The 24,435-nt window shown below is 43.3% G+C and carries 21 protein-coding genes; 11 read left to right on the top strand and 10 right to left on the bottom strand.

The window, feature by feature from the left end; all coding sequences use genetic code 11:
• Nucleotides 1–9: 9 nt before the first annotated feature.
• The gene (locus tag ACXAFM_RS08775) at nucleotides 10–438 is read right to left on the bottom strand and encodes a YeeE/YedE family protein (protein WP_474834232.1); all 429 of its coding nucleotides are present in this window, start codon (nucleotides 436–438) and stop codon (nucleotides 10–12) included.
• A gap of 85 nt (nucleotides 439–523) precedes the next feature.
• Nucleotides 524–976, bottom strand: a complete 453-nt coding sequence (locus ACXAFM_RS08770) for an RrF2 family transcriptional regulator (RefSeq protein WP_171337007.1) — start codon at nucleotides 974–976, stop codon at nucleotides 524–526.
• Between the two features lie 129 nt (nucleotides 977–1,105).
• On the opposite strand from ACXAFM_RS08770, the gene ACXAFM_RS08765 reads away from it, so the two are divergent.
• From ACXAFM_RS08765 to ACXAFM_RS08740, 6 genes are all read left to right on the top strand, one after another.
• Nucleotides 1,106–1,906 (top strand): sulfite exporter TauE/SafE family protein, encoded by an 801-nt coding sequence (locus ACXAFM_RS08765; RefSeq protein WP_474834230.1) that lies wholly within the window; start codon nucleotides 1,106–1,108, stop codon nucleotides 1,904–1,906.
• Nucleotides 1,907–1,916: 10 nt separating this feature from the next.
• Nucleotides 1,917–2,771, top strand: a complete 855-nt coding sequence (locus ACXAFM_RS08760; RefSeq protein WP_474834228.1) for an MBL fold metallo-hydrolase — start codon at nucleotides 1,917–1,919, stop codon at nucleotides 2,769–2,771.
• A gap of 11 nt (nucleotides 2,772–2,782) precedes the next feature.
• On the top strand, nucleotides 2,783–4,456 hold the full coding sequence (locus tag ACXAFM_RS08755) for a bifunctional protein tyrosine phosphatase family protein/NAD(P)/FAD-dependent oxidoreductase (protein WP_474834226.1): 1,674 nt from the start codon (nucleotides 2,783–2,785) through the stop codon (nucleotides 4,454–4,456).
• Nucleotides 4,457–4,865: 409 nt separating this feature from the next.
• The gene (locus ACXAFM_RS08750; RefSeq protein WP_474834224.1) at nucleotides 4,866–6,944 is read left to right on the top strand and encodes a TonB-dependent receptor; all 2,079 of its coding nucleotides are present in this window, start codon (nucleotides 4,866–4,868) and stop codon (nucleotides 6,942–6,944) included.
• Between the two features lie 6 nt (nucleotides 6,945–6,950).
• Nucleotides 6,951–7,487, top strand: coding sequence for a DUF2938 family protein (locus tag ACXAFM_RS08745; protein WP_474834222.1), 537 nt, complete (start codon nucleotides 6,951–6,953; stop codon nucleotides 7,485–7,487).
• Between the two features lie 74 nt (nucleotides 7,488–7,561).
• On the top strand, nucleotides 7,562–8,047 hold the full coding sequence (locus tag ACXAFM_RS08740; RefSeq protein WP_474834220.1) for a hypothetical protein: 486 nt from the start codon (nucleotides 7,562–7,564) through the stop codon (nucleotides 8,045–8,047).
• Between the two features lie 132 nt (nucleotides 8,048–8,179).
• Here the strand turns inward: ACXAFM_RS08740 and ACXAFM_RS08735 are convergent, their stop codons facing one another.
• From ACXAFM_RS08735 to ACXAFM_RS08705, 7 genes are all read right to left on the bottom strand, one after another.
• Nucleotides 8,180–9,844, bottom strand: a complete 1,665-nt coding sequence (locus tag ACXAFM_RS08735) for an amino acid ABC transporter ATP-binding/permease protein (RefSeq protein WP_474834218.1) — start codon at nucleotides 9,842–9,844, stop codon at nucleotides 8,180–8,182.
• Between the two features lie 7 nt (nucleotides 9,845–9,851).
• Nucleotides 9,852–11,543 carry a thiol reductant ABC exporter subunit CydD gene (gene cydD / locus ACXAFM_RS08730; protein WP_474834216.1) on the bottom strand — a complete coding sequence of 564 codons (1,692 nt, stop codon included), beginning with the start codon at nucleotides 11,541–11,543 and terminating at the stop codon, nucleotides 9,852–9,854.
• Between the two features lie 2 nt (nucleotides 11,544–11,545).
• On the bottom strand, nucleotides 11,546–12,547 hold the full coding sequence (cydB, locus tag ACXAFM_RS08725) for a cytochrome d ubiquinol oxidase subunit II (protein WP_474828700.1): 1,002 nt from the start codon (nucleotides 12,545–12,547) through the stop codon (nucleotides 11,546–11,548).
• Between the two features lie 2 nt (nucleotides 12,548–12,549).
• On the bottom strand, nucleotides 12,550–13,947 hold the full coding sequence (locus ACXAFM_RS08720; RefSeq protein ID WP_474828697.1) for a cytochrome ubiquinol oxidase subunit I: 1,398 nt from the start codon (nucleotides 13,945–13,947) through the stop codon (nucleotides 12,550–12,552).
• A gap of 268 nt (nucleotides 13,948–14,215) precedes the next feature.
• A complete protein-coding gene (locus ACXAFM_RS08715; RefSeq protein ID WP_474834214.1) occupies nucleotides 14,216–14,611 on the bottom strand; it encodes a rhodanese-like domain-containing protein in 396 nt (131 codons plus the stop codon).
• A gap of 8 nt (nucleotides 14,612–14,619) precedes the next feature.
• Entirely contained in the window at nucleotides 14,620–15,483 is an 864-nt protein-coding gene (locus tag ACXAFM_RS08710; protein WP_474828693.1) for an MBL fold metallo-hydrolase, read from the bottom strand.
• A gap of 62 nt (nucleotides 15,484–15,545) precedes the next feature.
• Nucleotides 15,546–16,196, bottom strand: a complete 651-nt coding sequence (locus tag ACXAFM_RS08705; RefSeq protein ID WP_474834212.1) for a peroxiredoxin — start codon at nucleotides 16,194–16,196, stop codon at nucleotides 15,546–15,548.
• 137 nt (nucleotides 16,197–16,333) lie between these two features.
• Here ACXAFM_RS08705 and ACXAFM_RS08700 point away from each other — a divergent pair, with 137 nt between their 5' ends.
• From ACXAFM_RS08700 to ACXAFM_RS08690, 3 genes are all read left to right on the top strand, one after another.
• Complete coding sequence (locus tag ACXAFM_RS08700) at nucleotides 16,334–16,777, top strand: hypothetical protein (protein WP_474834210.1); 444 nt, start codon at nucleotides 16,334–16,336, stop codon at nucleotides 16,775–16,777.
• A gap of 325 nt (nucleotides 16,778–17,102) precedes the next feature.
• Nucleotides 17,103–18,863 (top strand): BCCT family transporter, encoded by a 1,761-nt coding sequence (locus tag ACXAFM_RS08695; protein WP_474834208.1) that lies wholly within the window; start codon nucleotides 17,103–17,105, stop codon nucleotides 18,861–18,863.
• 175 nt (nucleotides 18,864–19,038) lie between these two features.
• Nucleotides 19,039–19,668 carry a hypothetical protein gene (locus ACXAFM_RS08690; protein WP_474834206.1) on the top strand — a complete coding sequence of 210 codons (630 nt, stop codon included), beginning with the start codon at nucleotides 19,039–19,041 and terminating at the stop codon, nucleotides 19,666–19,668.
• A 59-nt stretch (nucleotides 19,669–19,727) separates the two neighbouring features.
• Here ACXAFM_RS08690 and ACXAFM_RS08685 read toward each other — a convergent pair whose 3' ends face one another.
• Entirely contained in the window at nucleotides 19,728–19,976 is a 249-nt protein-coding gene (locus tag ACXAFM_RS08685) for a DUF2960 family protein (protein ID WP_474834204.1), read from the bottom strand.
• Nucleotides 19,977–20,296: 320 nt separating this feature from the next.
• On the opposite strand from ACXAFM_RS08685, the gene ACXAFM_RS08680 reads away from it, so the two are divergent.
• Together ACXAFM_RS08680 and dpdE are read left to right on the top strand one after the other, a co-directional pair.
• Nucleotides 20,297–21,091 carry a hypothetical protein gene (locus tag ACXAFM_RS08680; RefSeq protein WP_474834202.1) on the top strand — a complete coding sequence of 265 codons (795 nt, stop codon included), beginning with the start codon at nucleotides 20,297–20,299 and terminating at the stop codon, nucleotides 21,089–21,091.
• A 290-nt stretch (nucleotides 21,092–21,381) separates the two neighbouring features.
• The gene (gene dpdE, locus ACXAFM_RS08675; protein WP_474834200.1) at nucleotides 21,382–24,435 is read left to right on the top strand and encodes a protein DpdE; all 3,054 of its coding nucleotides are present in this window, start codon (nucleotides 21,382–21,384) and stop codon (nucleotides 24,433–24,435) included.

Raw genomic sequence — 24,435 nt, 5'->3', positions numbered from 1 at the left:
TCAGTTAATTTACAGGTGTCTGATAATTGTGGTGGTAAGTACAGCCGCACCCATAAACGTGAGCGTGGCAACAATAGAGCGGGGGGATAGCCTTGAAAGGCCAGCTACTCCGTGGCCCGATGTACACCCAGAGCCAAGGCGTGTACCAAAGCCTACGAGTAAGCCAGCCACAACTAACCATGCCGAGCTCATTTGCGTTTGCACCTGCAAATCGCCAACAAACACCATGTAAAGCACGGCAGATAGCACAACACCTATTAAAAACGCCAAGCGCCAGTAGCGTTCAACGCCGCGCTGTGTCATCGCGCCTGCGGCAATACCTGAAATACCTGCAATACGGCCTAGGGTAAGCAGTAATAAAACCACCGATGAACCAATAAGCAGCCCGCCTGCTAAACCGGCAAGCGGCTCAAAGGGAGTTGATGTCCAGTTTTCCAATTCTCTCTCCTAAATCTACTCGTGCGATGCACTGTTAGTAACGCTATCGCGGATAAACACGGTACAGATAGAAGCCTTAAAACTTCTATTCAACTTCTATAAAATCGATGGCAAGGTGCATCGCCAGCGCGCCTTCTCTGTCTTTCACCAAATCGTGCAGGGTAAATTGGTCAAGCTCGCTAATAAACTTATCAGCTGCGTCTTGAAGAATTGTTTTCAAGCGACATGTGGGCGAGATAACACATTTATTCGTTGGTGATGCAAAACACTCCGCCAATGCCACGTCTTCAACCGTTAACCTAAAAACTTCACCTATATTTATAAGCTTGGCATCTTTTGCCAGACGAATGCCGCCCCCGCGTCCCTTTGTGCCAATAATGTATCCCTTGTCGATCAGCAAGGTGATGACTTTTTTTAAGTGATTAAAAGATACGAAGTACGCATCTGCAATTTCACCTGTCTTTACCAATTGATTTTTTCGTAACGCGAGATAGATCAAAACGCGAAACGCTAAATTACTAAAAGTATTGATTTTCATGGATTATCTAAAAAAGCGATTGTCTTAATCGCTGAATTTTACCGCACCATAAAAATTAAATATATATTTAGAATATACTTTATTGTATATTTTGTTCTATCATATATCAAAATGAAATAAGGTGTCGATATGATTATTCTTGGTTACATCGCTGCTGTTCTTATGGGAATGGTGTTAGGCGTAATAGGCGGAGGGGGCTCAATCCTTACCGTGCCTATTCTCGTTTACTTAATGGGCGTTACGCCAGATGTCGCCACCGGCTATTCATTGCTTATTGTGGGTGCCACAGCCGCATTCGGCGCAGTAAGATATTTCAAAGAGGGTTTAGTTGACGTTAAAGCGTCTATTTTATTTGCTGTACCTTCCATCATTGCTGTTTATCTAACACGGGCCTTCCTCATGCCCGCCATTCCCGAAACTATCGCTTTTCAATCGCTAACCATAGATAAAAATCTGGGCATCATGGTGCTGTTCGCCATGCTGATGTTGGCCTCGGCCGCCATGATGTTGAAAAAGGCTTACAGCAAATCGGCGCCAGCAACCCAGGTTGTTGAGAATAAACAACCCAACGTTGGGCTGATAATTATTGAAGGCGCCGTAGTTGGTGTTGTTACCGGCATACTCGGCGCGGGTGGGGGCTTCCTCATCATACCTGCCTTGGTACTTATTTTAGGCATGCCCATGAAGAATGCAGTGGGCGCGTCGCTATTCATTATCGCCTTAAAGTCGTTACTTGGCTTCATTGGCGACCTACAAACCGGAATTCAATTGGAGATGCCTTTGCTGCCGCTTATGCTGGTAGCCACGTTTATTGGGATGGCTGTCTCCACGAAGGTAGCGGGAAAACTAGACGGTGCAGCTTTGCAGAAGTTCTTTGCATTCTTCACTCTAGTTATTGCCGTTTTCATCATGACCAAAGAACTTCTTTAGGAGAAAACCCATGAACGTTGAAACCTTTTACGATAACAAAACGGCCACGTTTACCTACGTGCTATTCGACCCCACTTCCAAAGAGTGTGGCGTGATAGATTCGGTTGCCGATTACGATATCTTTTCGGGGCGCGCGTCAATGGAAAGCGCCGACAAAGTTATCGACTTCGTCAATCAAAACCAGCTTAAGAATAAATGGATTTTAGAAACCCACGTGCACGCCGACCACATTACGGCGGCGCACTATTTAAAGTCTAAAATTGGCGGCAAAATTGGTATTGGCTCAGGTATTAAAACAGTGTTAGATACCTGGTTAGACGTATTTGAGACGGCCAACGATACGCCGAGCGATGGCAGTCAGTTTGATGTGCTGTTCGAAGAAGGCGACACCTTCAATATCGGTGAATATGAAGTAAAAGTATGGCATACACCGGGCCATACCCCAGCCTGCGCAAGCTTCTTGGTAGACGGCAAAATATTTGTAGGCGACACCATGTTCGCCCCTAATCTAGGAACGGCGCGCTGCGACTTCCCGGGAGGCAGTGCCGAGCAACTTTACAATACCATTCAGCGCTTCTTCACCCTGCCTGACGATACTACTGTTTACCTTGGTCACGACTACCCTAAAGACGGTGCAGCTCCGCTATCAACAGTATCTATCAAAGAAGCCAAGGAAACGAACAAGCAAATTCGCCCAGAAGTAACCCTTCAGGAATATGTGGAAAAACGCGAGGCAAGAGACGCAACCCTTGCGGTACCCAAATTACTGTTACCCGCTATTCAAGCAAACCTTCGAAACGGCCAGTTTGGCGAAAAATCTGAAGGCGGTAAGCAGTTCATTAAAATTCCTGTGAATGCCATTTAATGGGGTGGGTTATGCAATATGCCAACGTAACACAACAGCTATCTGTCTGCCCTCAAATATCAGTAGACGATATAGAAGCAATAAAAGCAGCAGGGTTCAAATCTATTATTTGTAACCGCCCTGACGGTGAAGGCGCAGACCAGCCTACTTTTGCTGAAATAGAAGCAAAAGCATCTTCACTGGGTTTACCCTGCGTATATCAGCCTGTAGTAAGCGGTAAAGTAACTCAGCAAGACGCAATAACATTTGAAGCCAACTTACAGAAGTTAGAAGGCCCCGTATTTGCCTACTGCCGCACAGGCACACGCTCTATTACCCTATGGGCCATGACCGCAACCAAAACGCTGTCTTATGAAGAGGTACTCTGCCTGTCGCAGAAAGCAGGCTATGACTTGAGCGGGGTAGTCCGTCGCCTAAAAAACGGCGGTGAAACGCCTAACGACCATGCCGATCACTCTCATGCGGTAGTCATTGTAGGGGCGGGCGCGGGCGGTGTTGCTGTTGCATCTAGTTTGAAGTCGCGATGCCCAGATTTAGATATCGCCATAGTAGAGCCCAATGAAGTGCACTACTACCAGCCAGGCTGGACGCTAGTAGGCGGGGGCGTATTTAACGCCAACGACACTGTGCGCACTGTGGCCTCTGTTATTCCTAGTAATGTTAAATGGATAAAAGCCGGCGTAGCGGCCTTTGCGCCAAAAGAAAACATGATTGTGGTAGACGGCTGCCGCACCATTAAATATGAACACTTGGTGGTTTGCCCCGGCATTAAGCTAGATTGGAATAAAGTGGAGGGCTTAAGCGAAACCCTAGGTGAAAATGGTGTGACGTCAAACTACCGTTTTGACTTAGCGCCCTACACATGGGAATTGGTAAAAAACCTTAAAAAAGGGAAGGCAGTATTTACACAGCCACCGATGCCTATTAAGTGTGCAGGCGCGCCACAAAAAGCCATGTATATGTCTTGCGACCACTGGTTTAAAGAAGGCGTGCTAGATGACATTAACGTAGAGTTCTACAACACGGGTGCTGTACTGTTTGGTGTAAAAGAATACGTGCCGGCACTTATGGAATACATTAAGAAGTACCACGCAGACCTTAACTTTGAACACCAGCTGGTAAAGGTGGACGGCAAAGCAAAAGTGGCTTCATTTAAGAAGGTGGCAGACCCAGACGCCCCGCTCGTTGAAACTGAATTCGACATGCTGCACGCGGTTCCGCCCCAGTCTCCGCCAGATTTTATCAAAGTCAGCCCGCTTGTTGATGGCAATGGTTGGATTGATGTCGACCAGTCAACGCTACAGCACAAATCGTTTGAAAATATCTTTGCCCTTGGCGACGCCATAAACGCTCCTAATGCTAAAACCGCGGCGGCGGCGCGCATGCAAGCCCCCGTGGTTGCCAATAACTTACTCTACGAGCGCGGTGTGCAAACAGATAAAGCCATTTACAACGGTTATGGCAGCTGCCCTCTTACTGTAGAGCGAGGTAAAGTGATATTGGCCGAATTTGGCTACGGCGGCAAAATTCTTAACAGCATGCCGGCGTGGATATTGGATGGTACGAAACCGTCGCGCCTAGCATGGTATTTAAAAGAAAAGTTGCTTCCTCCCATTTATTGGGAAGGCATGCTAAAAGGCAGAGAGTGGCTGGCTAAGCCCGAAACTCAGCATATTAATAAGTAACTCGTCATTAAATTCGACAGGAAGCTTTAGCCTGGTAAAAAGGCTAGAGCTTTTTTATTTTAAAAAATGAACTGCACTTGAGTATTGCGTAAGCACGCTTATTAGGTGGCAACGTTAAATAAATTACTGCTTGTTCCTATCTTTCGCACGCCTCCAATTTTCAAAACTAAAAGCAAAAATATAAATAAATCTTTATTCAATATTGTAATGTGTATTTGAAATATATATTATAACGGCGTAGTGAGTTAGCGCAGTTTAAAACAGGAAGTTGCCTAACTTATTACAAGGCACTTCATGTCTTTTCCATTTTGGATATGGTCGAAACTACTTGGCCACCTATCAGAGGTGGCGCTTTTTTTCAATTTGCCGCTTCCGTGCATTGATATGTTATAACGTTTGAGAGGGTGAAATGAGCAAGAAAGTAACCATGAGCGTGATCGGATTAATAATCAGCTCTCTTGTAAATGCACAAGATACCCCACAATCTCATAATCATCTGCATGAGATCGAACGGGTCCGCGTTACGGGTTCGCCAATGGCACTGAAAGTAGAAGAAACTGCAATAGCTGCGTCTATTTTAAGTGGCAAAAGCAAGTTATGGCATCACAGCCTTTCTTTAGGCGACTCAATTGCACATATGGCCGGAGTAGATACGGTAAGTACAGGCGGGCAAGCGGGAAAGCCAGTGATAAGAGGCTTAACAGGAAACCGCGTGCGAGTGTTGCAAGATAGTGTACCTCAAGACTTTCAACAGTTTGGAATTAGACATGCTCCAACTGTTGATCCGGTTAACGCGCACAGAATAGATGTAGTACGTGGGCCTATGAGCGTTATTTTTGGGTCAGATGCAATGGGCGGTGTCGTTAACGTAATAAGCGCTCAAGTTCCCATGTACAGCGAATCACTGTTGTCTTCTGCCCTCCTGAGCTTTAAATACGGCACTAATAACGAACAGCTTGGTACGTCTTTACACGCAGAAGGCGGCAAAGCACAGTGGGGGTGGGCATCTTCATATCACCGTGAAAAAGCTGATAACTTTGAAACGCCTTCTGCAGATGTTAATTCAATGAGTGTCAGCAGCCTCCCTCGCTTTTCAGGCGAAATACCATTTACTGACTTTGATATTGAAAGTATCAGTTTGGCTAGCGGGTTCGTTTCAGATGCTTTCGATTGGACGTTAAGGTATACAGGTTTTTCAAACGAGCAGAATTTTCTTCAACCTAATAATGTGCCAACAGGCCAGCATCTAGACAACAAGAATGTCTTGTCTGATATGGCCCTTCACCTTTCTGACCAATGGAATGTTCATTTTATTCTTAATTGGCAGAAGAATGAGCGCACTGCTGGCACAGGAATATCATTCGAAAAGTTAAGTAACGCCAACAGCGATTTAGACATTGAGTTAGAGCGCACCCAAAGTAAGTTGGTTTTTGAACATGACTATAGTACAGCGTGGAAAGGTCAATTCGGTGCTGAATACATATACAAAAATCAGATAACCAACGTTGGTACCTTGGTCCCAGATGCCTCGGTAGACTACATAGCCTTATATGCTTACGAGAAGTTTGAAAACGATTTTCTCATTGCCGAATTGGGTGGCCGATGGGACAAAATAGCCTTGGAGCCACAGAACGAAAGTCAGCTGTGGGTTGATAACTTTGACCGTAGAGTTTGGACAGCATTAACAGGATCTATGAGTTTAAGTTGGAAACTCAGTGATAACTGGCTGTTCATTCAGAGAATAGGAAGAGGGTTTAGAGCCCCATCTATTTTTGATTTATATGCGGGTGGTGTACATGGTGGTGTTGCGGCTTATCAAACTGGCAACAGCGAACTAGTAGAAGAATACTCGTTCAACAAAGAAGTTGGGTTGAATTACATAAGTCAAAATATACAGGCATCTATCACGTTTTATCAAAATACGTTTCAAGACTACATTTACCAAGCTGATACCGGCACTACGCATCAGCCGTCCGGTTTGCCCCTGTTTGAAATGAGGCAGGGAGACGCCGAAATAGAGGGCGTTGAGATAGGCGCAAACTTCAAAATAACCCAACATATCGACTGGGAGTTTAACGCCAATATTATCAACAGTGAACTAGCTAGTGTTGGTTCTGAGCTGCCACTAATGCCTGCAAATAGCTTTTATCAGCGAATTAACTACAGCTTCGGCGAGCTATCATTATTTAGCGGTATTAATTTTGTTATCGAGCACGAATACAAAAATAACAAGTCGATTGCAGGAAAATTTGAACCCTTTGCTCAGTACGATTTTCTCCCTTTTGGTACCGCATCGACAGAACAATATCACTTGATAAACCTTGGTGCTTCAGCGCAGTTACAGATAAACAAGCATCCAGTTACCCTTAGCGTAAAAGTAAATAATGTAACTGATGAGGCTTATCGAGACTTTTTAGATACCTACAAAGGCTATGCATTAGGCATGGGTAGGAATATTCAGCTGAGCCTGTCTGCTCAACTTAGGTAATTGACCATGAATCTCGCTTTAGCAAACAAAACTGACAGAACAACAATCCTGATCTTATCAGTGGTGCTTGGTGTGGCAGCAACCGCCTTTTTAGATGTTGTGAACTATCTACAACACATTATTCTAGGTAAGCCACTAACGCGGTATGAATTTATCGGGCGGTGGGTTATTTATATGACAGACGGCGTATTTTCTCATCAATCAATTAAAACTGCGGTACCAAGAGCAGGTGAATTAATGTTGGGGTGGTTTGGGCATTACGCAATCGGCATAGGGTTCGCACTGCTCATGCTCATTTTTACCGGCGTTAAGTGGGTGCTGAAACCGTCCTTCTTGCCTGCTTTTATTGTGGGTTTTGCAACGTGCAGTATTCCTTTTTTTCTTATGTATCCAGGAATGGGATACGGCATTGCAGGCTTGCATACACCTAACCCTGCCATGCTTCAGTCGAAAGTATTGTTATCCCATTTTATTTTCTCAGTGGGTCTTTATGCCGCAGGCTGGCTTTTAAGCAAGCGGATTCAAGATGCCTATAATGAATAAAGGACTTTCACCACACGCACTGTCGCTCGTTTGCGTTAAATAAAACAGCGGAACGTCACTCAAGAGTAAACTATATGAAAACGATACGTCTAAATTCACACCGCTTAGGCTTAAAGCACGGTTTGTTATTACTGATATTGTCTGTACTGGCGTTCTCAACAAACGCGTCAGAGCATGAACACAGTCCGAATCACATCTCGTTATTCATCGGTCATACGGATTTTTCTGAACATGGCAACGGTGAAACCGTTGGTATAGATTACGAATACAGAGTTTCACCGCTTTTAGGCTTAGGTAGTGTGGTAGAATATGCCTTCGGCTCATTAGATGCGCTAACTGTACTTGCAGTGGCAGATATTCACATCACCAATGAGTTTATTATCCAGGTGGGTCCTGGCTACGAGTACACCTCTGAACATGAGTTCTTTGTTTCTAGACTCGGTGCCTTGTATGAATTTCGATACAACGGGTATACCGTTTCACCGCAGTTTCACTTTGATTATCACGAGGGCGTTGGAAGTTCAAAGGTTGCTGGTTTGGCTGTTGGTTTCGATTTTTAACTTACCCTTCTTCCTTGTCGTTTAATACGTTAACAGTGAGATAAGGTAATCAATGCGTAGGCGCCCCAACTAATTAAACAAAAAGGGAGAATTAAATAAAAGAGGGTAATTAAATAAAGGGCGCCTCAGGTTTTACGCCTTAGATAAATCCACATTAAGCGAATGGTAATCAATACTTTGCTGCTCGATAAACAAGGGTACTTCATGAAGTAAAATAATAGATTTTCGTGACGTCAGCCACGGCAATATACGCATGAAAATGCGCTCTGTCATAGCGCTATCAAGCCCATTAAATGGCTCATCTAACACAATAAGCTCAGGGTTTCTAAGTAGTAGCCTAGCCAAACAAATACGTCTCGCTTGTCCACCTGAGACCTTTGCTCCACCTTCACCTAACCAGGTGTTCAATCCCTCGGGAAGCGAATCAGCCCACGTTTGTAGCTCAACTAGCGAAAGTACATCGAACACTCTACTGTCTTCTATGTTTTCAAGCCCCAACGTTAAGTTGTAGTACAAACTGCCAGACAGTAACGAAGAGGTTTGCTCTAGATAGGCACAGTGGCGATACAAGCTGTCTGACGAAATATTTTGTACAGATATATTATTTATCATTACGCTAGCGTTCGATTTATCTAACGGTACAAGCTTAAACATAAGCTTCGCTAAGGTAGACTTGCCAGACCCAGAACGGCCTGTGATAAAAAGAGGGGGGCTATCATTCAAATTAAAACTTATCTTGCGTGACGCACTCGCGGGAATATGTGGGTGATTACTTACCGCGCATGATACCGCGCTTACTGCCGTAATATCAGTGCTATCGTTATCACAGCGTTCACTGGCCAATGCTGATAGTCGCTTACTTGCATAGTCGGTTTTTCCCCACGAACTGAACTGCTCTGGTGTGGCTTGTAATAGTTCAGCCACGCCAACGAACAAAAGTGCCAACATGATAGATGTTGGCCCCTCAATAACGTGGTGATTTACTGCCCATAAGCTGGCATAAAGAGTAGCTACTAGGGCAATACCAAATATTGAATCGGTTATCATCTGAATTCGAGCAATACGTTTTTGCAAATTATTGTGATGCCGTTCAAATAGCGAGAGTGCTTGGCTAGTATCTTGCGAATGATGACTCATCAAGTGCTGGCTATTGAGCACAAAAGCGCCCTTGAGATGGCTAATCAATGTTTCTCTAGTACGATTTAAGTGCGAAATGGCTTGCGAGGCGGCACTTTTGGTTTGCCGTATTGAAAACAATATAAGAAGTAACCAGGCTAGGGTTGAAACAATTAGAAAAACAACACCAAACTCAAACCAGATAAAGCACAAAAATACGCTTACTACACCTAAAAGAAGCCCTGTGGCAAGAGTTGGAATAGTGTAGCGAATTAATATGCTATCAAGAGCATCTAAGTCTGAGGTGAGCCGACTTAGCCACTCACTGTCGGATGTTTGCCTAACATCGTGAAGTGGCCTATGGGAAAGCGCATTAAATATCGTGACGCGATATGTCGCAATTAGCCTCAAAATAGTATCGTGATTGTATAGCCTTTCAATATATCGGCCAATGGTCCGACTAAGGGCAAAATAGCGGATCCCAGAGCCCGGCATATACATATCAAGCTTCACAATTAAACCCGCACCTATGGCTATTCCAGCTAACGCCGTGGCAGTAATGAGCCAACCGGAAAGCGCCAGTAACCCCACGCCAGAAAGCATAGTAAAAAACGACCAAAAAAGCCCAATTAGCAGGCGTTTACGTTCATTCTTAAAGATAATTGAAAACCAAAACTTCATATTACCGTTAGGCCTTATGGGTTAAGTCAAAATGATTACTGGCTTTTGCAATAAGTTCACTGTCGTGCGTTGCAACCACTACAAGGGCGCGACTTTTAAGCTCGTCCAAAGCCTGTATAATTATGAGCCTACTTTTTATGTCTAAACTTGCCGTGGGCTCATCAAGTAATATGAGTTCGGGTGGGTTTAACAGTACTCTTGCTAGCGCAATACGCTGCATTTGCCCGCCAGATAATCCTTGTCCGTGTTCACCTATCACTGTGTCTAGCCCGCTATGATGCGTTAAAAGCTCGTCTGACAACTCAAGCTTTTTAAGCACCCTTAACATATCTTCATCTGATGCAGAGGAGGCCGAAACGGATAAATTCTCTCGAACGGTAGCGTTTTTAATCCATGCTTTCTGAGGTAAATAAGCAATGGAGTGCGCTTCTTTAAGTGTTAGTTCAACACTACCCGACACTGGGTGTAAATAACCTGCAATGGTGTTGAGAAGGGTGGTTTTACCACACCCCGATTCGCCAGAAAAAACCAGTAAACCTCGCCCGGAAAAAGAAAAATCGAGGGCAGGTTTTTTCTCTTTATCGCCGTTATATCCAATTACGGCGTCTTTAAGTGTTAAGCGAGTAACTTCACTTGAAGCTGTAATCTGTCTGCCATCGCTGTAGCCTAATACTAATTCTTGTTCTTCCAAGTGCTGCAGTGAAGACACTATATTATTAGCGGCGCCTAAAGCGCTGGCTCTGTCATGATAGTAAGTAGACAGCGTGCGCAATGGCTTAAAAAATTCGGGAGCAAGCAACAAAATACCAAGCCCTGAAAACAACGTTAACGACTGTGCTGGCCCCCAATTAATTGCCCCGTAAAGTGAAAAGCCAATATAAATAGCAAGGCTTGCAATGGCTACGCTGGTGAAAAACTCCAGTACGGTTGAAGAAAGAAACGCCAGCTTAAGAGTTTTCATAACAACGTTACGATAAGTATCGCCGCGCTTGGCAACCTCATCAGACATATTTTTCTGCGCGCCTAAAAGCGCAATAGTTGAAAGGTTCGCAACGCGGTCGAGAAAGTGCCCAGCTAATCGCTGGCGTAATAACGCATACTTTTCGTTCACGTGCTCGGCCCCCATGCCTACTAAAATCATAAATAGTGGAATGAGAGGCGCTGATACTAAGAGCAAAATGGCACAAAGCCAATTCAAATAGGCAACAGTAACAAGAATGAGTAGGGGCGTTATAACGGCAAGCATTTGTTGAGGCCAATAACGGGAAAAATAGCCATCGGTAGCCTCGATGTCTTCAACCCACTGCGATGCCAATGCGCCGCTAGACAGGCTCTGTAACGCCATGGGGCTGGTAGTATTCCACCGTTTAAGCAATGTTTTCCTTAAATGGTTTCTTACATTGGCGCTTGCGTCTTGCGCTAGGTTAGTTTGTTTCCATGTGAACAATGGTTTTACAACACTTACTGCTAAAAGAAGCAGCCAGTAGCCAGGCATAGTGGTGAGAGGGGATTTGTCCACCAGCGTGTCGTGTGCAATGAGTGCAACCAACAGCCACTGCACTATCATGAATACTGCCCCTATCGAACCATAAAGCACTGATTGATTCAAAAGGGAGCGTTGGCTAGCCATTTGCTCTTTTAAAAACTGCGCGCCTGATACCGCTTTGGTATCAGGCGCGCTTGGGGTACTACTCGTCATGATTAATGGTAACCAGCGTCGCCCACTTTTCCTCTAAATACCCAATAGGTCCAGCTGGTGTAGGCTAATACAATGGGAATAACAAACAAGAAGCCTAACAACAAGAACAGTTGTGAATTATAAGAAGACGCGGCGTCGTAAATAGTAAAGTTTGGTGGAACAATATAAGGCCATTTGCTCACTAGTAAACCAAGGTAGCTGAACAAGAAAATACCCATGGTAGCAACGAAAGGCATACCATCTTGCTGCTTTTTAACCGAACGAAATACTACATAGGCACACCATAATACCAATACCGGAAGTGCCCAAATAATACTAAAACCTTCAAACCATCTGACCATTGCTGTGCTATCTACATAAGGCGTATAAAAAGACACTACACCAAATACAACAAGCAAAGCGATAAGCAGCTTAGGCGTAATTTTATATGCCCATTGTTGTACCGCACCGTCTGTTTTCAGAATGAGCCAGGTGCTGCCTAGAAGCGCATAGCCTACAACAAGACCAAAACCTGTTAGTACGGTAAACGGCGTTAACCAGTCAAGGGGGCCACCTGAGTAAGCAAAGCCCTCAGTTTCGAACCCCTGAATATAGGCACCTACTACTGCTCCTTGCGCGAACGACGCGACGAATGACCCTATAGAAAATGAATAGCTCCATAAGTACTTAGACGTTTTCGCCTTGAACCTAAATTCAAAGGCAACACCTCTAAAAATAAGCCCTGCTAGCATTAAAAACACGCCAATATAAAGAGCGGGTAAAAAGACCGAATAAACTAACGGGAAGGCCGCGAGTAGTCCCGCGCCTCCCAATACTAGCCAAGTCTCGTTGCCATCCCACACTGGGGCGACAGAATTCATCATTTTATCACGTGCTTGCTCGTCGGGTGCGAAGGGGTACAAAATGCCCTGGCCTAAATCAAAACCATCCATTAGCACGTACATCATGATCCCGAAACCAATGATGCCTGCCCAAATTAAGGTTAAATCAAATGTTGGTTCCATTTTTATAAGTCTCCGTCAATAGCCACGTGGCCAGCAGAAAATGGACGTGCAGGACGTTCTACTTCATCCATTTCATGAGGGGCGTTAGCTTTCTCAAGTCCGCCTTTGAACACTTTAAGCAAGTAGTAAATACCCGCGCTGAATACTAGTGCGTACACCACCACATACCCAATTAGAGAGAATAATGCCATGCCACCGGTTAGCGAAGGCGTTAATCCTTCTGCATGCGTCATTTGGCCGTAAATGAGCCAAGGTGCTCTTCCTGTTTCGGTCACTATCCATCCGGCTAGCACCGCAAAGAATGGGCTTATACTCATCAATCTAAGGCCTTGTAAGAACACTGGCGATGTATAAATTTTGCCGCCCATTCTATAAATAAGCCCCCACACACCGAACAACACCATCAGCAGTCCAAGCCCAACCATGACCCTGAATGACCAAAATACGACAAACACCGGTGGCTGCTCTTCTTTTGGCACTGCTTTTAATCCGGGTACTTCACCGTCCCAGTCATGGGTGAGTATGAAGCTGGCTAACTTAGGAACTTTTAATTCAAAGTGGTTGGTTTGCGCTTCTTTATCTGGAATAGCAAACAGAAGTAGCGGTACTCCAGTGCTGGTCTCCCAGTTACCTTCCATCGCCGCAACTTTCGTAGGCTGGTGTTTCATAGTGTTTAATCCATGGAAGTCTCCAACTACAGTTTGAAGTGGTGCAAGGAACAATAAGAACCATAACGCTACCGACAGCGCTTTTTTATTCGCTTCCAATTCACGTTTCTGCAAAATGAACCATGCACTTACACCAGCAACAACAAGGGCGGCCGTAAGAAATGACGCTAGCGCCATATGAGCAAAACGATAACCAAAAGAGGCAGTAAATAATGCGTCAGCCCATGATTTTACGTGGTAAATACCGTCTATAAGCTCTAAGCCATCTGGGGTTTGCAGCAGTGAGTTGGCTGACAATATCCAAAATGAAGAAATAAATGTTCCTGTTGCCACCATGATAGCGGCAAAAAGGTGTACGCCTTGTGGTACTTTTTCTCGACCGAAAAGCAGAACGCCAAGAAAAGCGGCTTCTAAGAAGAAAGCAGTAATGACCTCGTAACTTAATACTGGCCCAAGGAAGTTAGCCGTGGCGTACGAAAAGTTACTCCAGTTTGTGCCAAACTGGAACGACATAACAATACCTGAAACCACGCCAATACCGAAAACAACGGCAAAAACCTGAATCCAAAATTTTGACAAACGTTGCCAAATTGGGTTTTCAGTTTTGAAGTAAAGTGTTTCAAATCCAGCAATAGTACTTGCCAGACCAATCGTAAACACCGGAAATATGGCGTGGAAACACACCACAAATGCAAACTGTATTCTCGACAGTACGAGAGGATCTAATTCCATAATGCTGGCCTCTTTAGAGATAAACGCAACAGGGTTCTAAATTCACCCTACATAGGGCTAATGACAGGTATTTTACGCAGTATCGTTTTAAATGTATATTTAAAATACTTGTTTATCTTTTGGTTTAACTATTATTAATGTTTAGGTAACTATTTATTGCGAGCAGTTCACTGCTTAAGCGGCCTGAAACGCCGCTTTATTGCAAACAGGAACACGTATTTAAATGAAAATTTAGAGTTAACCAGAAAGTGTAGAGCTGTGTGCGATTTCAATGGCTTAAAGGCAGCTGTTTACGTTGCCATTCATCCATGCCCCCTGCCACAGAAAACACATACTTATGGCCCATATCAGTTAACGATTTAGCCGCTAACGCAGACCGGCCGCCTGTCTTACAAATCAAGTAAACACTGCGTTGTGCTAGGTCGTTAATCGCATCCTGCTCTTCGCAATGGTGGGCAAGAAGCGGGTGGCTGCATATTTTTGCTTCAAGCATGCCTCTAGGAAAGTTCACCGAGCCATTAATGTGACCATGTTTGTATTCCTCACTTTCCCTAACATCAATCAAAATAACGTCTGGTTGAGTTAGTGCCACCATTAAATCGTCTACCGTTACTTCCTCAACCGCAGCTTTTACTTCGCTAATGAATACCTTTGGCGTTTTCATTATTCACCTCACAGTTGGTTAATAGGCACTTTAATGTAGCTAACGTCGTTACTTTCTGGCGGTGGCAACTCACCGGCTCTCACGTTTACTTGAATAGAAGGTAAAATGAGTCTGGGCATACTTAATGTTGCATCCCGCGCTTCACGCATTTTCACAAACTCATCCTTTGAAACACCATCTTTAACGTGAATGTTGTATTCGCGCTGCTCGCCAACCGTTACTTTACTTTCATGGGTGCGATGTTGAGTGGGGTAATCATGGCAAACGTAGATATTAGTATCTTCAGGTAATGCCAAAATGCGATGTATTGAATCGTAGAGCGTGGTTGCACTGCCACCTGGAAAATCACATCGTGCGGTGCCCACATCAGGCATAAACATAGTGTCACCCACAAATACCGATTCGTTATTAAGTAAGTAGGCAATATCTGCTGGCGTGTGCCCAGGTACATGCATAACCTCAAAGCGCATGTTACCCACTTCAAGAACATCACCCTCTTCAAATAATCTATCGAACTGAGCACCGTTAGGTAAAAACTCTTTCTCTAAATTAAACAGCGCTTTAAATATTTTCTGTACCTCAGTAATGCGCGCGCCGATGCCGATTTTGGCGTTGTATTTGCGCTTGAAAAATGGAGCGGCTGACAAGTGATCTGCATGAGCATGGGTTTCCAAAACCCATTCAACTGACAAGCCCCGTTCATCTACAAAATTTGCAATTTTCTGTGCACTGGCGGTATGTACGCGGCCCGCGCTATAGTCAAAATCTAATACCGGGTCGATGATTACCGCTTTTGAAGAAGCTTTATCCTCAACAACGTAAGTGAAGGTTTCACTGTCATTATCTAAGAAAGAAGTAATTTCAATATTCATGGTGATCTCCTAAATTTTGAAAAAGGTGGCATGCTTTCATGCCACCAACAAAAGCGTTTTACTTACAGCGCTTTTTTACAGAAGTACCAGTCGACATAATTGTGGCCTGCAGACTCTCTGCTTTCTGCGTCTTCGATAGTGTGTGGAGGCGGTACAATTACTTCTTCACCAACCTTCCAGTTTTCAGGTGTAGCACAGCTGTTTGCATCGCTGGTTTGTAGTGCCTCAACTAGTCTTACAAACTCGTTAACCGCGCGGCCGTTACTCATTGGGTAATACACCATGGCGCGCAGAATACCTTCTGGGTCGATGATGAAAGTTGCACGAACCGCAGAGGTGTCGCTTGCGCCAGGTTGAACCATGCCGTAAGCCTTCGCCACTTCCATCGATAAGTCAGCAATGATTGGGAAAGGAATAGTTACGCCAAACTTCTCTTTAATGTTGCGAACCCAAGCAATGTGCGAATGCGTGCTGTCGATAGAAAGGCCAAGTAGCTCAGTATTAAGTGAAGCAAACTTGTCAGCAGCATTAGCAAAGCCAATGAACTCAGTAGTACATACCGGCGTGAAGTCAGCAGGGTGAGAGAAAAGTACTAACCACTTGCCTTTGTAATCAGAAAGTGATTTTTGACCGTGGGTTGTCTTTGCACAAAAGTCAGGTGCAGGGCGGTTTAATTGCGGGAAAGTTACGTTGTTTTGAGTTTCTGTCGTCATGATTAAGCTCTCTTTTGTTTAAAGGTGTATTTAACTTACACATTTAATGTATAGTGAGTTATGAGGTTTTTCTAATATATTTTTTTGAATGGCTTCATCGGATTAATCGTTTAATGGAATTAGATAGGAATGAAATGATGGCAAAATTTTTTAAAGCACTTGTTCTAGGAGCGCTCTTAGTTAGCGTTTCAGGCCTCGTTGAGGCAAAAGAGAGCGACTTAGTAGACGGTCTAGCAGTAGTCATTACATCTGAAAATGAACAAGCTCAGATGATGGCGATGGTGCTATCGTTTCAAACTATAAAGGCGCATGGAAAAGAGGCACATATTACATTATGTGGTCCTGCGGGCGATTTAGCACTAAGCAGCACGGTAACAAAGCCGATGAAGCCAATGGACGCCTCACCATCAATGATGCTTAAAAAGTTAATTCAGTTAGGCGCGAAAGTAGAAATTTGCCCGCTTTATCTCCCTAATAAACCGGGTTCTGATGATGTACTAATAGAAGGAATTACCGTTGCGAAACCCGTGGAGGTTGCAGAGCGTTTGCTTAGTAAAAATTTTAAAAACTTAACGTATTAATTATAGTGTGAAGGAAGCCCTAACCCTTAGGTTTTAGGCTTCCTTATCTACTAGAATATATTTGGCCACTATTCTTGACCATGCTCTACTCAGGTTGCTTTATCGAATTCGAAACTATTTAGCCACTATTATAAACTCAATTAGCGGTACGTAATCAAAAAGCCTATTAATAAAGCTGTCGAGGTTAGGTGAACATTAAGCGTATACATGCAGTTAGTTTCACCTGCGTACCCATCGCGTAAATCTGTTAAACTATTTTAAAAGATCGCCCGTTTAAAGCTGTACAGCATAATGGCGTCTATAAAAATAAAACAAAGGATCGTGTATGAGTAGTAATACCCGAGATGCAGCCTCATCAAAGGCTGGCACTGAACAGGAAACCGCGTTTAGCGTAATCGATAAGCCTACGTTTTTTGGCTCTCTTATTCTTCTTCTTTCCGTCACCATCCCCCTTATCATTTGGCCCGACCAAGGCGCACAGTGGGTAGCCACGGCCAAAGAATTCGTTACCAGTAAACTGGGCGTTTTATACCTGTTACTTGGTGTAGGCGCAGGTGGCTTCATGGTGTACATCATGTTCAGCGATATCGGCCAAATAAAACTGGGCGAGCCTGAAGAAAAGCCTGAGTTCTCGCCCGTATCCTGGGCCGCCATGCTGTTTTGCGCCGGCATTGGGGCGTCTATCTTATACTGGTCAATGATTGAGTGGGTGTACTACTACCAAGCGCCGCCGTTTCATATAGAAGGCGAGACTCCAGAAGCCGCAAAATGGGCCGCGGCCTACGGTATATTCCACTGGGGGCCGTTAGCCTGGGCTATCTACCTTATTCCTGCGGTACCTATTGCTTACTTTTACTACGTGCGTAACCACAGCGTACTTAAAATATCCGAAGCCCTAATGCCGGTAATTGGCGAGAAAATGGCTCACGGCTGGCTAGGTAAAATTATCGATATCAGTTTTATTTTCGGCATGTTAGGCGGCGGGGCAACAACGCTTGGCTTGGCGGCACCTATGATAAACGAAGGGGTACACGAACTGTTCGGTGTACCTAAATCGCTGACTACGCAGGTGCTGGTGCTAATAACCTGTACCGCCATATTCGGCTACAGCGCGTATGTTGGCCTTAAAAAAGGCATTAAGCTGCTGTCAGACATTAACTTTTGGCTGGCAGTTGGCTTACTGCTATTTATCTTCATTGTTGGGCCCACGCTATTTATGGCCAATACCGGCTTAGACGCCCTTGGCCGAGTAATGAGCAACATCATTAAAATGGCCACATGGCTAGAGCCGTTCGCCGAATTCAACGGCTTTGAAGACACCCATTTCCCTCAAGACTGGACCATTTTCTACTGGGCTTGGTGGCTGGTGTTCGCGCCAAGCGTAGGCTTGTTCATTGCTCGTATTTCAAGGGGCCGTACTATTCGCGCTATGGTGGCAGGCTCTATGTTCTTCGGCACCATGGGCTGCTTCTTATTCTTCATGGTAATGGGGAACTACGGCCTGTATTTACAGCTATCGGGTGAACTAGACGTAGTTACCATACTGAATCAAGAAAGCCCAACGGCCGCTATTTTTGCCATGCTGCATACGCTGCCGCTCGACTACTTAGTTATTTCTGTATTCACGCTACTGGCGCTAATATTCACCGCTACCACGTTCGATTCAATTTCTTACATCTTGGCGGCCGTAGTACAAAAAGAAGTAGACGAAGAGCCACTGCGCTGGAACCGTTTATTCTGGGCCTTCGCGCTATCTTTCATGCCCATAGTGCTTATGTTTGTGGGCGGGTTAGAAACGCTACAAACCGCATCGATAATTGGGGGCGTACCGCTATTGGCCGTAGCCTTTATGTTGTGTGTTGCCATTGTACGGGCCGCAAACTACGACATGCGCTACCAGCCCGACTATTCGGTAAAAGAAATCAACATAGGCGAGTTCCCAGACGACGACCCATGGAGCGAAGAGGGCAGCTGGGACATTGAAGAAGAAGCCGAAGAAGATGTGCCCATTGCCGCAAAACCCAAACCGCGCGGGCCAAAAGACCACATTGAAGGCGACCCGCACAGTAAGCCGTCGAGGCTTTAGTTTTTAGCCGTTAACTTATAGATAGTGATCAAGCTCTAAAGCAAAGCGCTGCCAAAAGGTGGCGCTTTTTCATTTTCACGCGCCACAATTAACTTTCACAAAAGGCGTGCTGTGTTAACGTAGCCACCATAAATAACCGTATTGTTTTCGCAACAACGTTCAAGCAAATGGCAGCATGTCAGTAAAGAATTACCAAAAATTCTACCAGCCACTAAGAGCCGTGAATTCAGAAGACTTCGGGCGCTGCTTTTATTGTGGCTGCGAAACTGCACGCCAAGACTTTATTCCACCCATAACATTCATTCACGACTGGCAAAGCGGGCACCTACAGGCCGATTTCATCGCTGTACCTTCATGCAACGAATGCTTCGACCTGCTAAAAAACGAAAACAACGGCACCCTAGAACCCAGAATAAACACCTTAAAAAAGCGATTGGCAGAAAAGTATAAAAAGGCCATTAGGGTATATAACCACTGGAGCATGGAAGAAATTGAAGAAATGGACGCCGCATTTCAAATAAGCCTAAAAGGCGGCATGCGACTAGGTATAGAAACCCTGTCACGCCTTCAGTTTGCTGGGTTCGACTATGAAGTAAACGGCAGCATAACGCGGGTGGCAAAACCCCAGCGCGACGTGTTTAAAGTATTCGACGAAGAATTTAGCAGCTTTAGAGAAGCGCTAGCCTTTGCCAGCGCCACCTACAAAATAAAGAAAAGCCGACTAAGCCAGCTTTATTTCGACAACGACGAAAGCTTCGATAGGGCGATTGAGGTATTTCATGGGTTGGTTGAGGGTAACCAATAAAAATTTAATTGTTGGCTTTGCGCTCCGGTGTCAGAGGTTCGAACCCTATCGGCCCACCATTATTCTTGACCGTTTTTTAAGAAGTACAAGTCAGAAAACCCCATTTTTGTAAATTCGGTATCTCTGAAGTTTCTTACGGTTTTTTTGTCTTTACTGATAGCGGCAAGTTGCTGTTCAGTTTGCAGAAACTGGGAAAGGTCTATTCCCTCAGCATCGGCCACAGCTTCATGCATATTTTGATGGAGGCTGTAAGAAAAGTTTATCTCTTTTGCCACACCTTTAAACTTATAACGTACTTTATGGGCCATGTTCTACTCAGGTCGATCGATGTAATTCAAAAACGGTTTAACCGCTATTATAAACTCAATTGGTGCTAATGATTAGCGAGTTAAAAAAGCGGGTGGCAAAATCACAGTGCGAGGTGTTCGATAAAGAGTTTAGTTGCTTTGGAGGAGCGCTGGCGAAAGGCGGTTCTTTATTTATAATTAAATTATAATATATTTATCATAAGCTTGAGATTGTTTTAGATTCTTAGTTTAGCTATTCACAAGCCGTCAAATTTAGACTATGTTTGAAAGTATGTCATAAGAGATGACATAAAATTTCAATGAAAGGCGCGTCATTAGTAATGGACTACGAAAAGTATTACGAACCTTTAAAAGCTGTTCACTCCGCTGATTTTAATCGCTGTATCTATTGTGGCTGTGAAGCCTCATGTTCAGACTATATTCCCCCCATTAACTTTATTCATGAATGGCGAGAAGCAAGCAAAGAGGCTGATTTTATATCTGTGCCTGCCTGTACTGAATGTCGAGATTTGCTTAAAAAGCAAAATCTCGGATCGCTAGATTTACGAATAGATGCTTTAAAAGGGCTATTAGCAGATAAATACGAAAAGGCGATTAGAGTGTTTAATCATTGGAGTGATGATGAAATACAAGAGATGGATGCGTCATTCCAAAGGAGTCTCAAAGGTGGTTCGAATCTTGGCAAAGAAGCTATTTCAAGAGTTCGTTTTGCAGGCTTTGACTATGAAATAAATGGCAGTATTACACGAGTCGCCAAACCTGACAAAAGATTGTTTAAAGTGTTCGAACACGAATTTAGTAGCTTTAAAGAAGCCCTAGAGTTTGCATGTTCAACTTATCAAATAAAGAAAGGCAGGCTAAGCCAGCTTTATTTTGATAGCGGTGAGTCTTTCGAAAAAGCGATAGAAAACTTTCATTATACGATGAAACTTCAAGAGCTTGAAAACGAGATTAAGCAGCCTTGCCAAAAATTCGCGAAACAATACAAGCAAAATAGTGATTTCGTTTTGCGAACAGCAATGAAATTCATGATTGAAGATGAAGAACTAAATGTAAACATGGCTTTAGCCAAGCTAGGGCAGAGGTATGTGAAAGGTTTTAAAGCGGCTGACTAAGAAAAATGCTTATATTCAAAAGAGTTGAAATAATACGCAATACGCTTTAATCAAACTAAACTTTCGATAAACGCCGTTGAATCAGAAAATAATTCAATGTTATTTTATTAGGCTAAAGACTAACTATAAGGATGTAGAATGCGTTTTGTTGATGTTTTGAGCGTATTGTCCAAATCACATTGTTCTAACGGTTTTAAGCAAACAGCCCTCCTCTTATCCCATCGAGCACTTTTTCGTCATGTCGACTTTTACTGTTTTAAGCAAAAAGGTGATAGAAAAGAGAAAGTAGTATGAGATTAATAATCGGTTCTCTGGTTGAAAGTAGTTCTTTCATTGGCATAGGTAAGATTTTATCAATTTCTAAGACAGACCAAAGCGCGATAGTCGGTTTTTTTACTTCTCCTTTAACTCCATTTGATAAAAAAGTCGAAGTTAAAGGAAGTGAACTAACTGGAAAAAGCAAGTTATTCGAGAAAACGCCCATTTATGTGCAGTTTGGGCCACAACAGCGTTGGCGATTGGGGTTCTACGATGGCGAGAGACCAGGCGATAAACATTTAGTTTACTTTAATAGCAGAGAGTCAGAGGTATTCGAACTAGAGGATTTGTTCGTCCCCAACTTGTTAGGAGATGCTTCATTCCCTGCGTATAAATTTCTAGCATCGCAGGCAACAACTGCTTATAAGCATTATGTAAATAGAACAAATTTTATTACCTCATATATTGAACAAAGAGCAGCATGTAAATCAATATCTTCTTTAACCAGTAGTGCAGTTAACCTCGAAACCCATCAATTATCAGTCGTATTACAAGTTCTGAAAGATTCAAATCAAAAATACTTATTAGGCGATGAAGTTGGCTTAGGTAAGACTATTGAAGCTGGTTTCTTGATCCGCGAACATATTCTTGAGCTTAAAGATAATGCTTGTGTATTGGTTATCACTCCTGCTTCCCTAATTAGCCAATGGAAAGAGGAGTTAACATTAAAGTTTCATCTAGAGGATGTGCTTGGCGATGAGTTAGAGGAAGATCAAAGAGTCTTTGTCTGTGATTATTTTGATTTGCCGTTGTTTGATGTAAATGAAAATAAACCAACTATGGTTGTGGTTGATGAAGGGCATAACCTCGCTGACTTGGCATGGGATAGCGACAGTTTTGTAAATTACCAAAAAATAGTCACCTTTTGTTCAAATGCACGTTCCACAGTTATTTTATCGGGTACGCCTATTGCTGGGAATGCGAAAAGTTTCTTGGCTATGTTGCATTGTCTTAACCCGGAAAGCTACAAAATTACTGAGGCAGGTATTGATGAATTCAACAAAAAGGTAAGTGAAAGGGAGCGCTTTTCAGGGCTTTATACAGCAATTTCATCAGAGTCTGATGACTTTACATTGGCTGGGATACTAGATGAACTAGAAAGTTTGGGGTTGGTGGATGCGGAATTAACGACACTGATTGAGCGTCTAAGGCCTGAGATTGATTACTTCAATAAGAATAAGGATGAGGATAAAAGAAATTCGGCAATTCATGAGCTTAAGGAACATTTTGGTGAAAAGTATAGGTTGTTTCAACGCTTTATCAGAAACAGGAGAGGTAGCAAAAACAGTTCGATTGAACTACTTTTTCCGGGCCTTGGTGATTGCGCACTGTATAAATGGGAAATTGCAAAACAATTACCCTCTTTAGATCAACAACTAGATGACTATAGAGACTACCTGATTTGTGAAGGCTTGGAGCAAAAAATACCAAGTGTGATAACCCTTTTAGACGCGCTTTTAGATTCTCCAAAGAGTTTTTCGCATGAACTCGATAAGTTAATTAATACTGATGATTATAAGCAGTTTTCTGAAACATTCTTGATTATGAAGGAGTCGGCACTCGTTGAACAAAACAACAAGGATCAACTTACAAGAAAAGTACTTGAAGAATGGTTGGCAAAAAATATAGATGGCAAAGTAGTTATTTTCTGCGGAAATAAAGCCTCGGCGGACCACCTTTATGTATTTTTGCAAAAACATAGAGGCGATGTAGAAAGGCATTCTCCAGATTTTAGGCCGCTTTTTGTCGCAGACCCCTTAATAAAGGTACTCGTTACCGATGAGAAAGGTGAGGATGGGTTAAATTTACAAGGAACTTCACGACTCGCGATTCATTACAGCATACCACGCTCTTTGGTAAGAATTGAGCAACGTATTGGTAGGTTAAATAGGTATAGTGCGACGTCGAAAAGCATGAAACCGATTGAGAACTATGTTCTTGTTCCAAATTATGAAGGTTTCATCCAAAACTGGACTCTTCTTTTAAAAGATACCATAGGCGTATTTAATGAAACAACGGCAAGTATCCAATTAGTTGTAGAAGAAGCTATCCAAGCTGAAGAAGCTAACCTGTTAATAAATGGTTTTGGACACTTGACTTGTCTTAGAGATAAGTTGGGGGGTGAAAAAGGCTTAATTGCAAAAGAGCGGAAGAAGGTAGCAGATCAGGAAGTTTGGAATGAAATGCAGATTGATCTCGCTTCTATCAATAAGTTTGCCGAGAACATTCAGAACGTTGACCTAAATGCTGAATCTTTACATAACTCATTACAAAGCTGGATAAAACGGAGTTTAAAATTTGGTATAACTCGTAATGAGGATTCCTCAATTGTTTATCAATATAGACTTGGAATAACTCGTTTAAATATAGACGACTTTTTACATCACTGTATTTTAGGAATGGACTTTAATAGTGGGTTACGGAACCCCTCTACAAAACCAATGACACCTGACAGGGAAGTTACCGCCAAAACTGGTGCTTATCCATTGCGGTATGGCCAACCTTTTATCGATACGATCTACAATTTTACTCATGCGAGCACTTTAGGACTTGTAAGCTCAATTTTGAGACAAATAAAGATAAAACTCGAAAAGCCCAAGACTTTTTTTAAGCTGAATTGGCTAGTTTCCTGTGAGTCAAATGAAGGTTCAGTTGTAGAACAGAGGAAACTTGATGCAATGTTCGAACCCCACGTAGTAACTGAGTGGGTAAATGACTCTGGGAACCTAGTCAACAATGAAGCGATACTGAAATTGCTAGAAAAGCCGGTAAAAGCATCGAACGGTGAGCGTGATAGTGGTTATAGAGATTTTGAAGTTCAAGTATCTGGAGAACAGGATATGTGGGAATTATTCGATTCGTTTTGTTCGAAAGATGAGTGGGAGAGAGTAATTGAGAGTGCTGTCACACATAGAGAGTCTCAAATCAAAGAAAGTGAAGTGACTAAAAATGAACATTTAGACCTAATAAATAAATTATCTGTGACGCTGGTTTCCGCTTTGAGCATGACATTAGTAGGTGGATGA

It is taken from the genome of Alteromonas sp. ABD4_190 (assembly GCF_056160105.1).
The sequence above is the reverse complement of the archived record's forward strand: the minus strand, read 5'-3'. Positions and strand labels throughout refer to the sequence as shown.

Excerpts from the sequence above, each read along its gene's own strand:
- ACXAFM_RS08770 (WP_171337007.1), bottom strand. The coding sequence starts at position 976 with ATGAAAATCAATACTTTTAGTAATTTAGCGTTTCGCGTTTTGATCTAT.
- ACXAFM_RS08765 (WP_474834230.1), top strand. The coding sequence starts at position 1,106 with ATGATTATTCTTGGTTACATCGCTGCTGTTCTTATGGGAATGGTGTTA.
- ACXAFM_RS08760 (WP_474834228.1), top strand. The coding sequence starts at position 1,917 with ATGAACGTTGAAACCTTTTACGATAACAAAACGGCCACGTTTACCTAC.
- ACXAFM_RS08755 (WP_474834226.1), top strand. The coding sequence starts at position 2,783 with ATGCAATATGCCAACGTAACACAACAGCTATCTGTCTGCCCTCAAATA.
- ACXAFM_RS08750 (WP_474834224.1), top strand. The coding sequence starts at position 4,866 with ATGAGCAAGAAAGTAACCATGAGCGTGATCGGATTAATAATCAGCTCT.
- ACXAFM_RS08745 (WP_474834222.1), top strand. The coding sequence starts at position 6,951 with ATGAATCTCGCTTTAGCAAACAAAACTGACAGAACAACAATCCTGATC.
- ACXAFM_RS08740 (WP_474834220.1), top strand. The coding sequence starts at position 7,562 with ATGAAAACGATACGTCTAAATTCACACCGCTTAGGCTTAAAGCACGGT.
- ACXAFM_RS08735 (WP_474834218.1), bottom strand. The coding sequence starts at position 9,844 with ATGAAGTTTTGGTTTTCAATTATCTTTAAGAATGAACGTAAACGCCTG.
- cydD (WP_474834216.1), bottom strand. The coding sequence starts at position 11,543 with ATGACGAGTAGTACCCCAAGCGCGCCTGATACCAAAGCGGTATCAGGC.
- cydB (WP_474828700.1), bottom strand. The coding sequence starts at position 12,547 with ATGGAACCAACATTTGATTTAACCTTAATTTGGGCAGGCATCATTGGT.
- ACXAFM_RS08720 (WP_474828697.1), bottom strand. The coding sequence starts at position 13,947 with ATGGAATTAGATCCTCTCGTACTGTCGAGAATACAGTTTGCATTTGTG.
- ACXAFM_RS08715 (WP_474834214.1), bottom strand. The coding sequence starts at position 14,611 with ATGAAAACGCCAAAGGTATTCATTAGCGAAGTAAAAGCTGCGGTTGAG.
- ACXAFM_RS08710 (WP_474828693.1), bottom strand. The coding sequence starts at position 15,483 with ATGAATATTGAAATTACTTCTTTCTTAGATAATGACAGTGAAACCTTC.
- ACXAFM_RS08705 (WP_474834212.1), bottom strand. The coding sequence starts at position 16,196 with ATGACGACAGAAACTCAAAACAACGTAACTTTCCCGCAATTAAACCGC.
- ACXAFM_RS08700 (WP_474834210.1), top strand. The coding sequence starts at position 16,334 with ATGGCAAAATTTTTTAAAGCACTTGTTCTAGGAGCGCTCTTAGTTAGC.
- ACXAFM_RS08695 (WP_474834208.1), top strand. The coding sequence starts at position 17,103 with ATGAGTAGTAATACCCGAGATGCAGCCTCATCAAAGGCTGGCACTGAA.
- ACXAFM_RS08690 (WP_474834206.1), top strand. The coding sequence starts at position 19,039 with ATGTCAGTAAAGAATTACCAAAAATTCTACCAGCCACTAAGAGCCGTG.
- ACXAFM_RS08685 (WP_474834204.1), bottom strand. The coding sequence starts at position 19,976 with ATGGCCCATAAAGTACGTTATAAGTTTAAAGGTGTGGCAAAAGAGATA.
- ACXAFM_RS08680 (WP_474834202.1), top strand. The coding sequence starts at position 20,297 with ATGGACTACGAAAAGTATTACGAACCTTTAAAAGCTGTTCACTCCGCT.
- dpdE (WP_474834200.1), top strand. The coding sequence starts at position 21,382 with ATGAGATTAATAATCGGTTCTCTGGTTGAAAGTAGTTCTTTCATTGGC.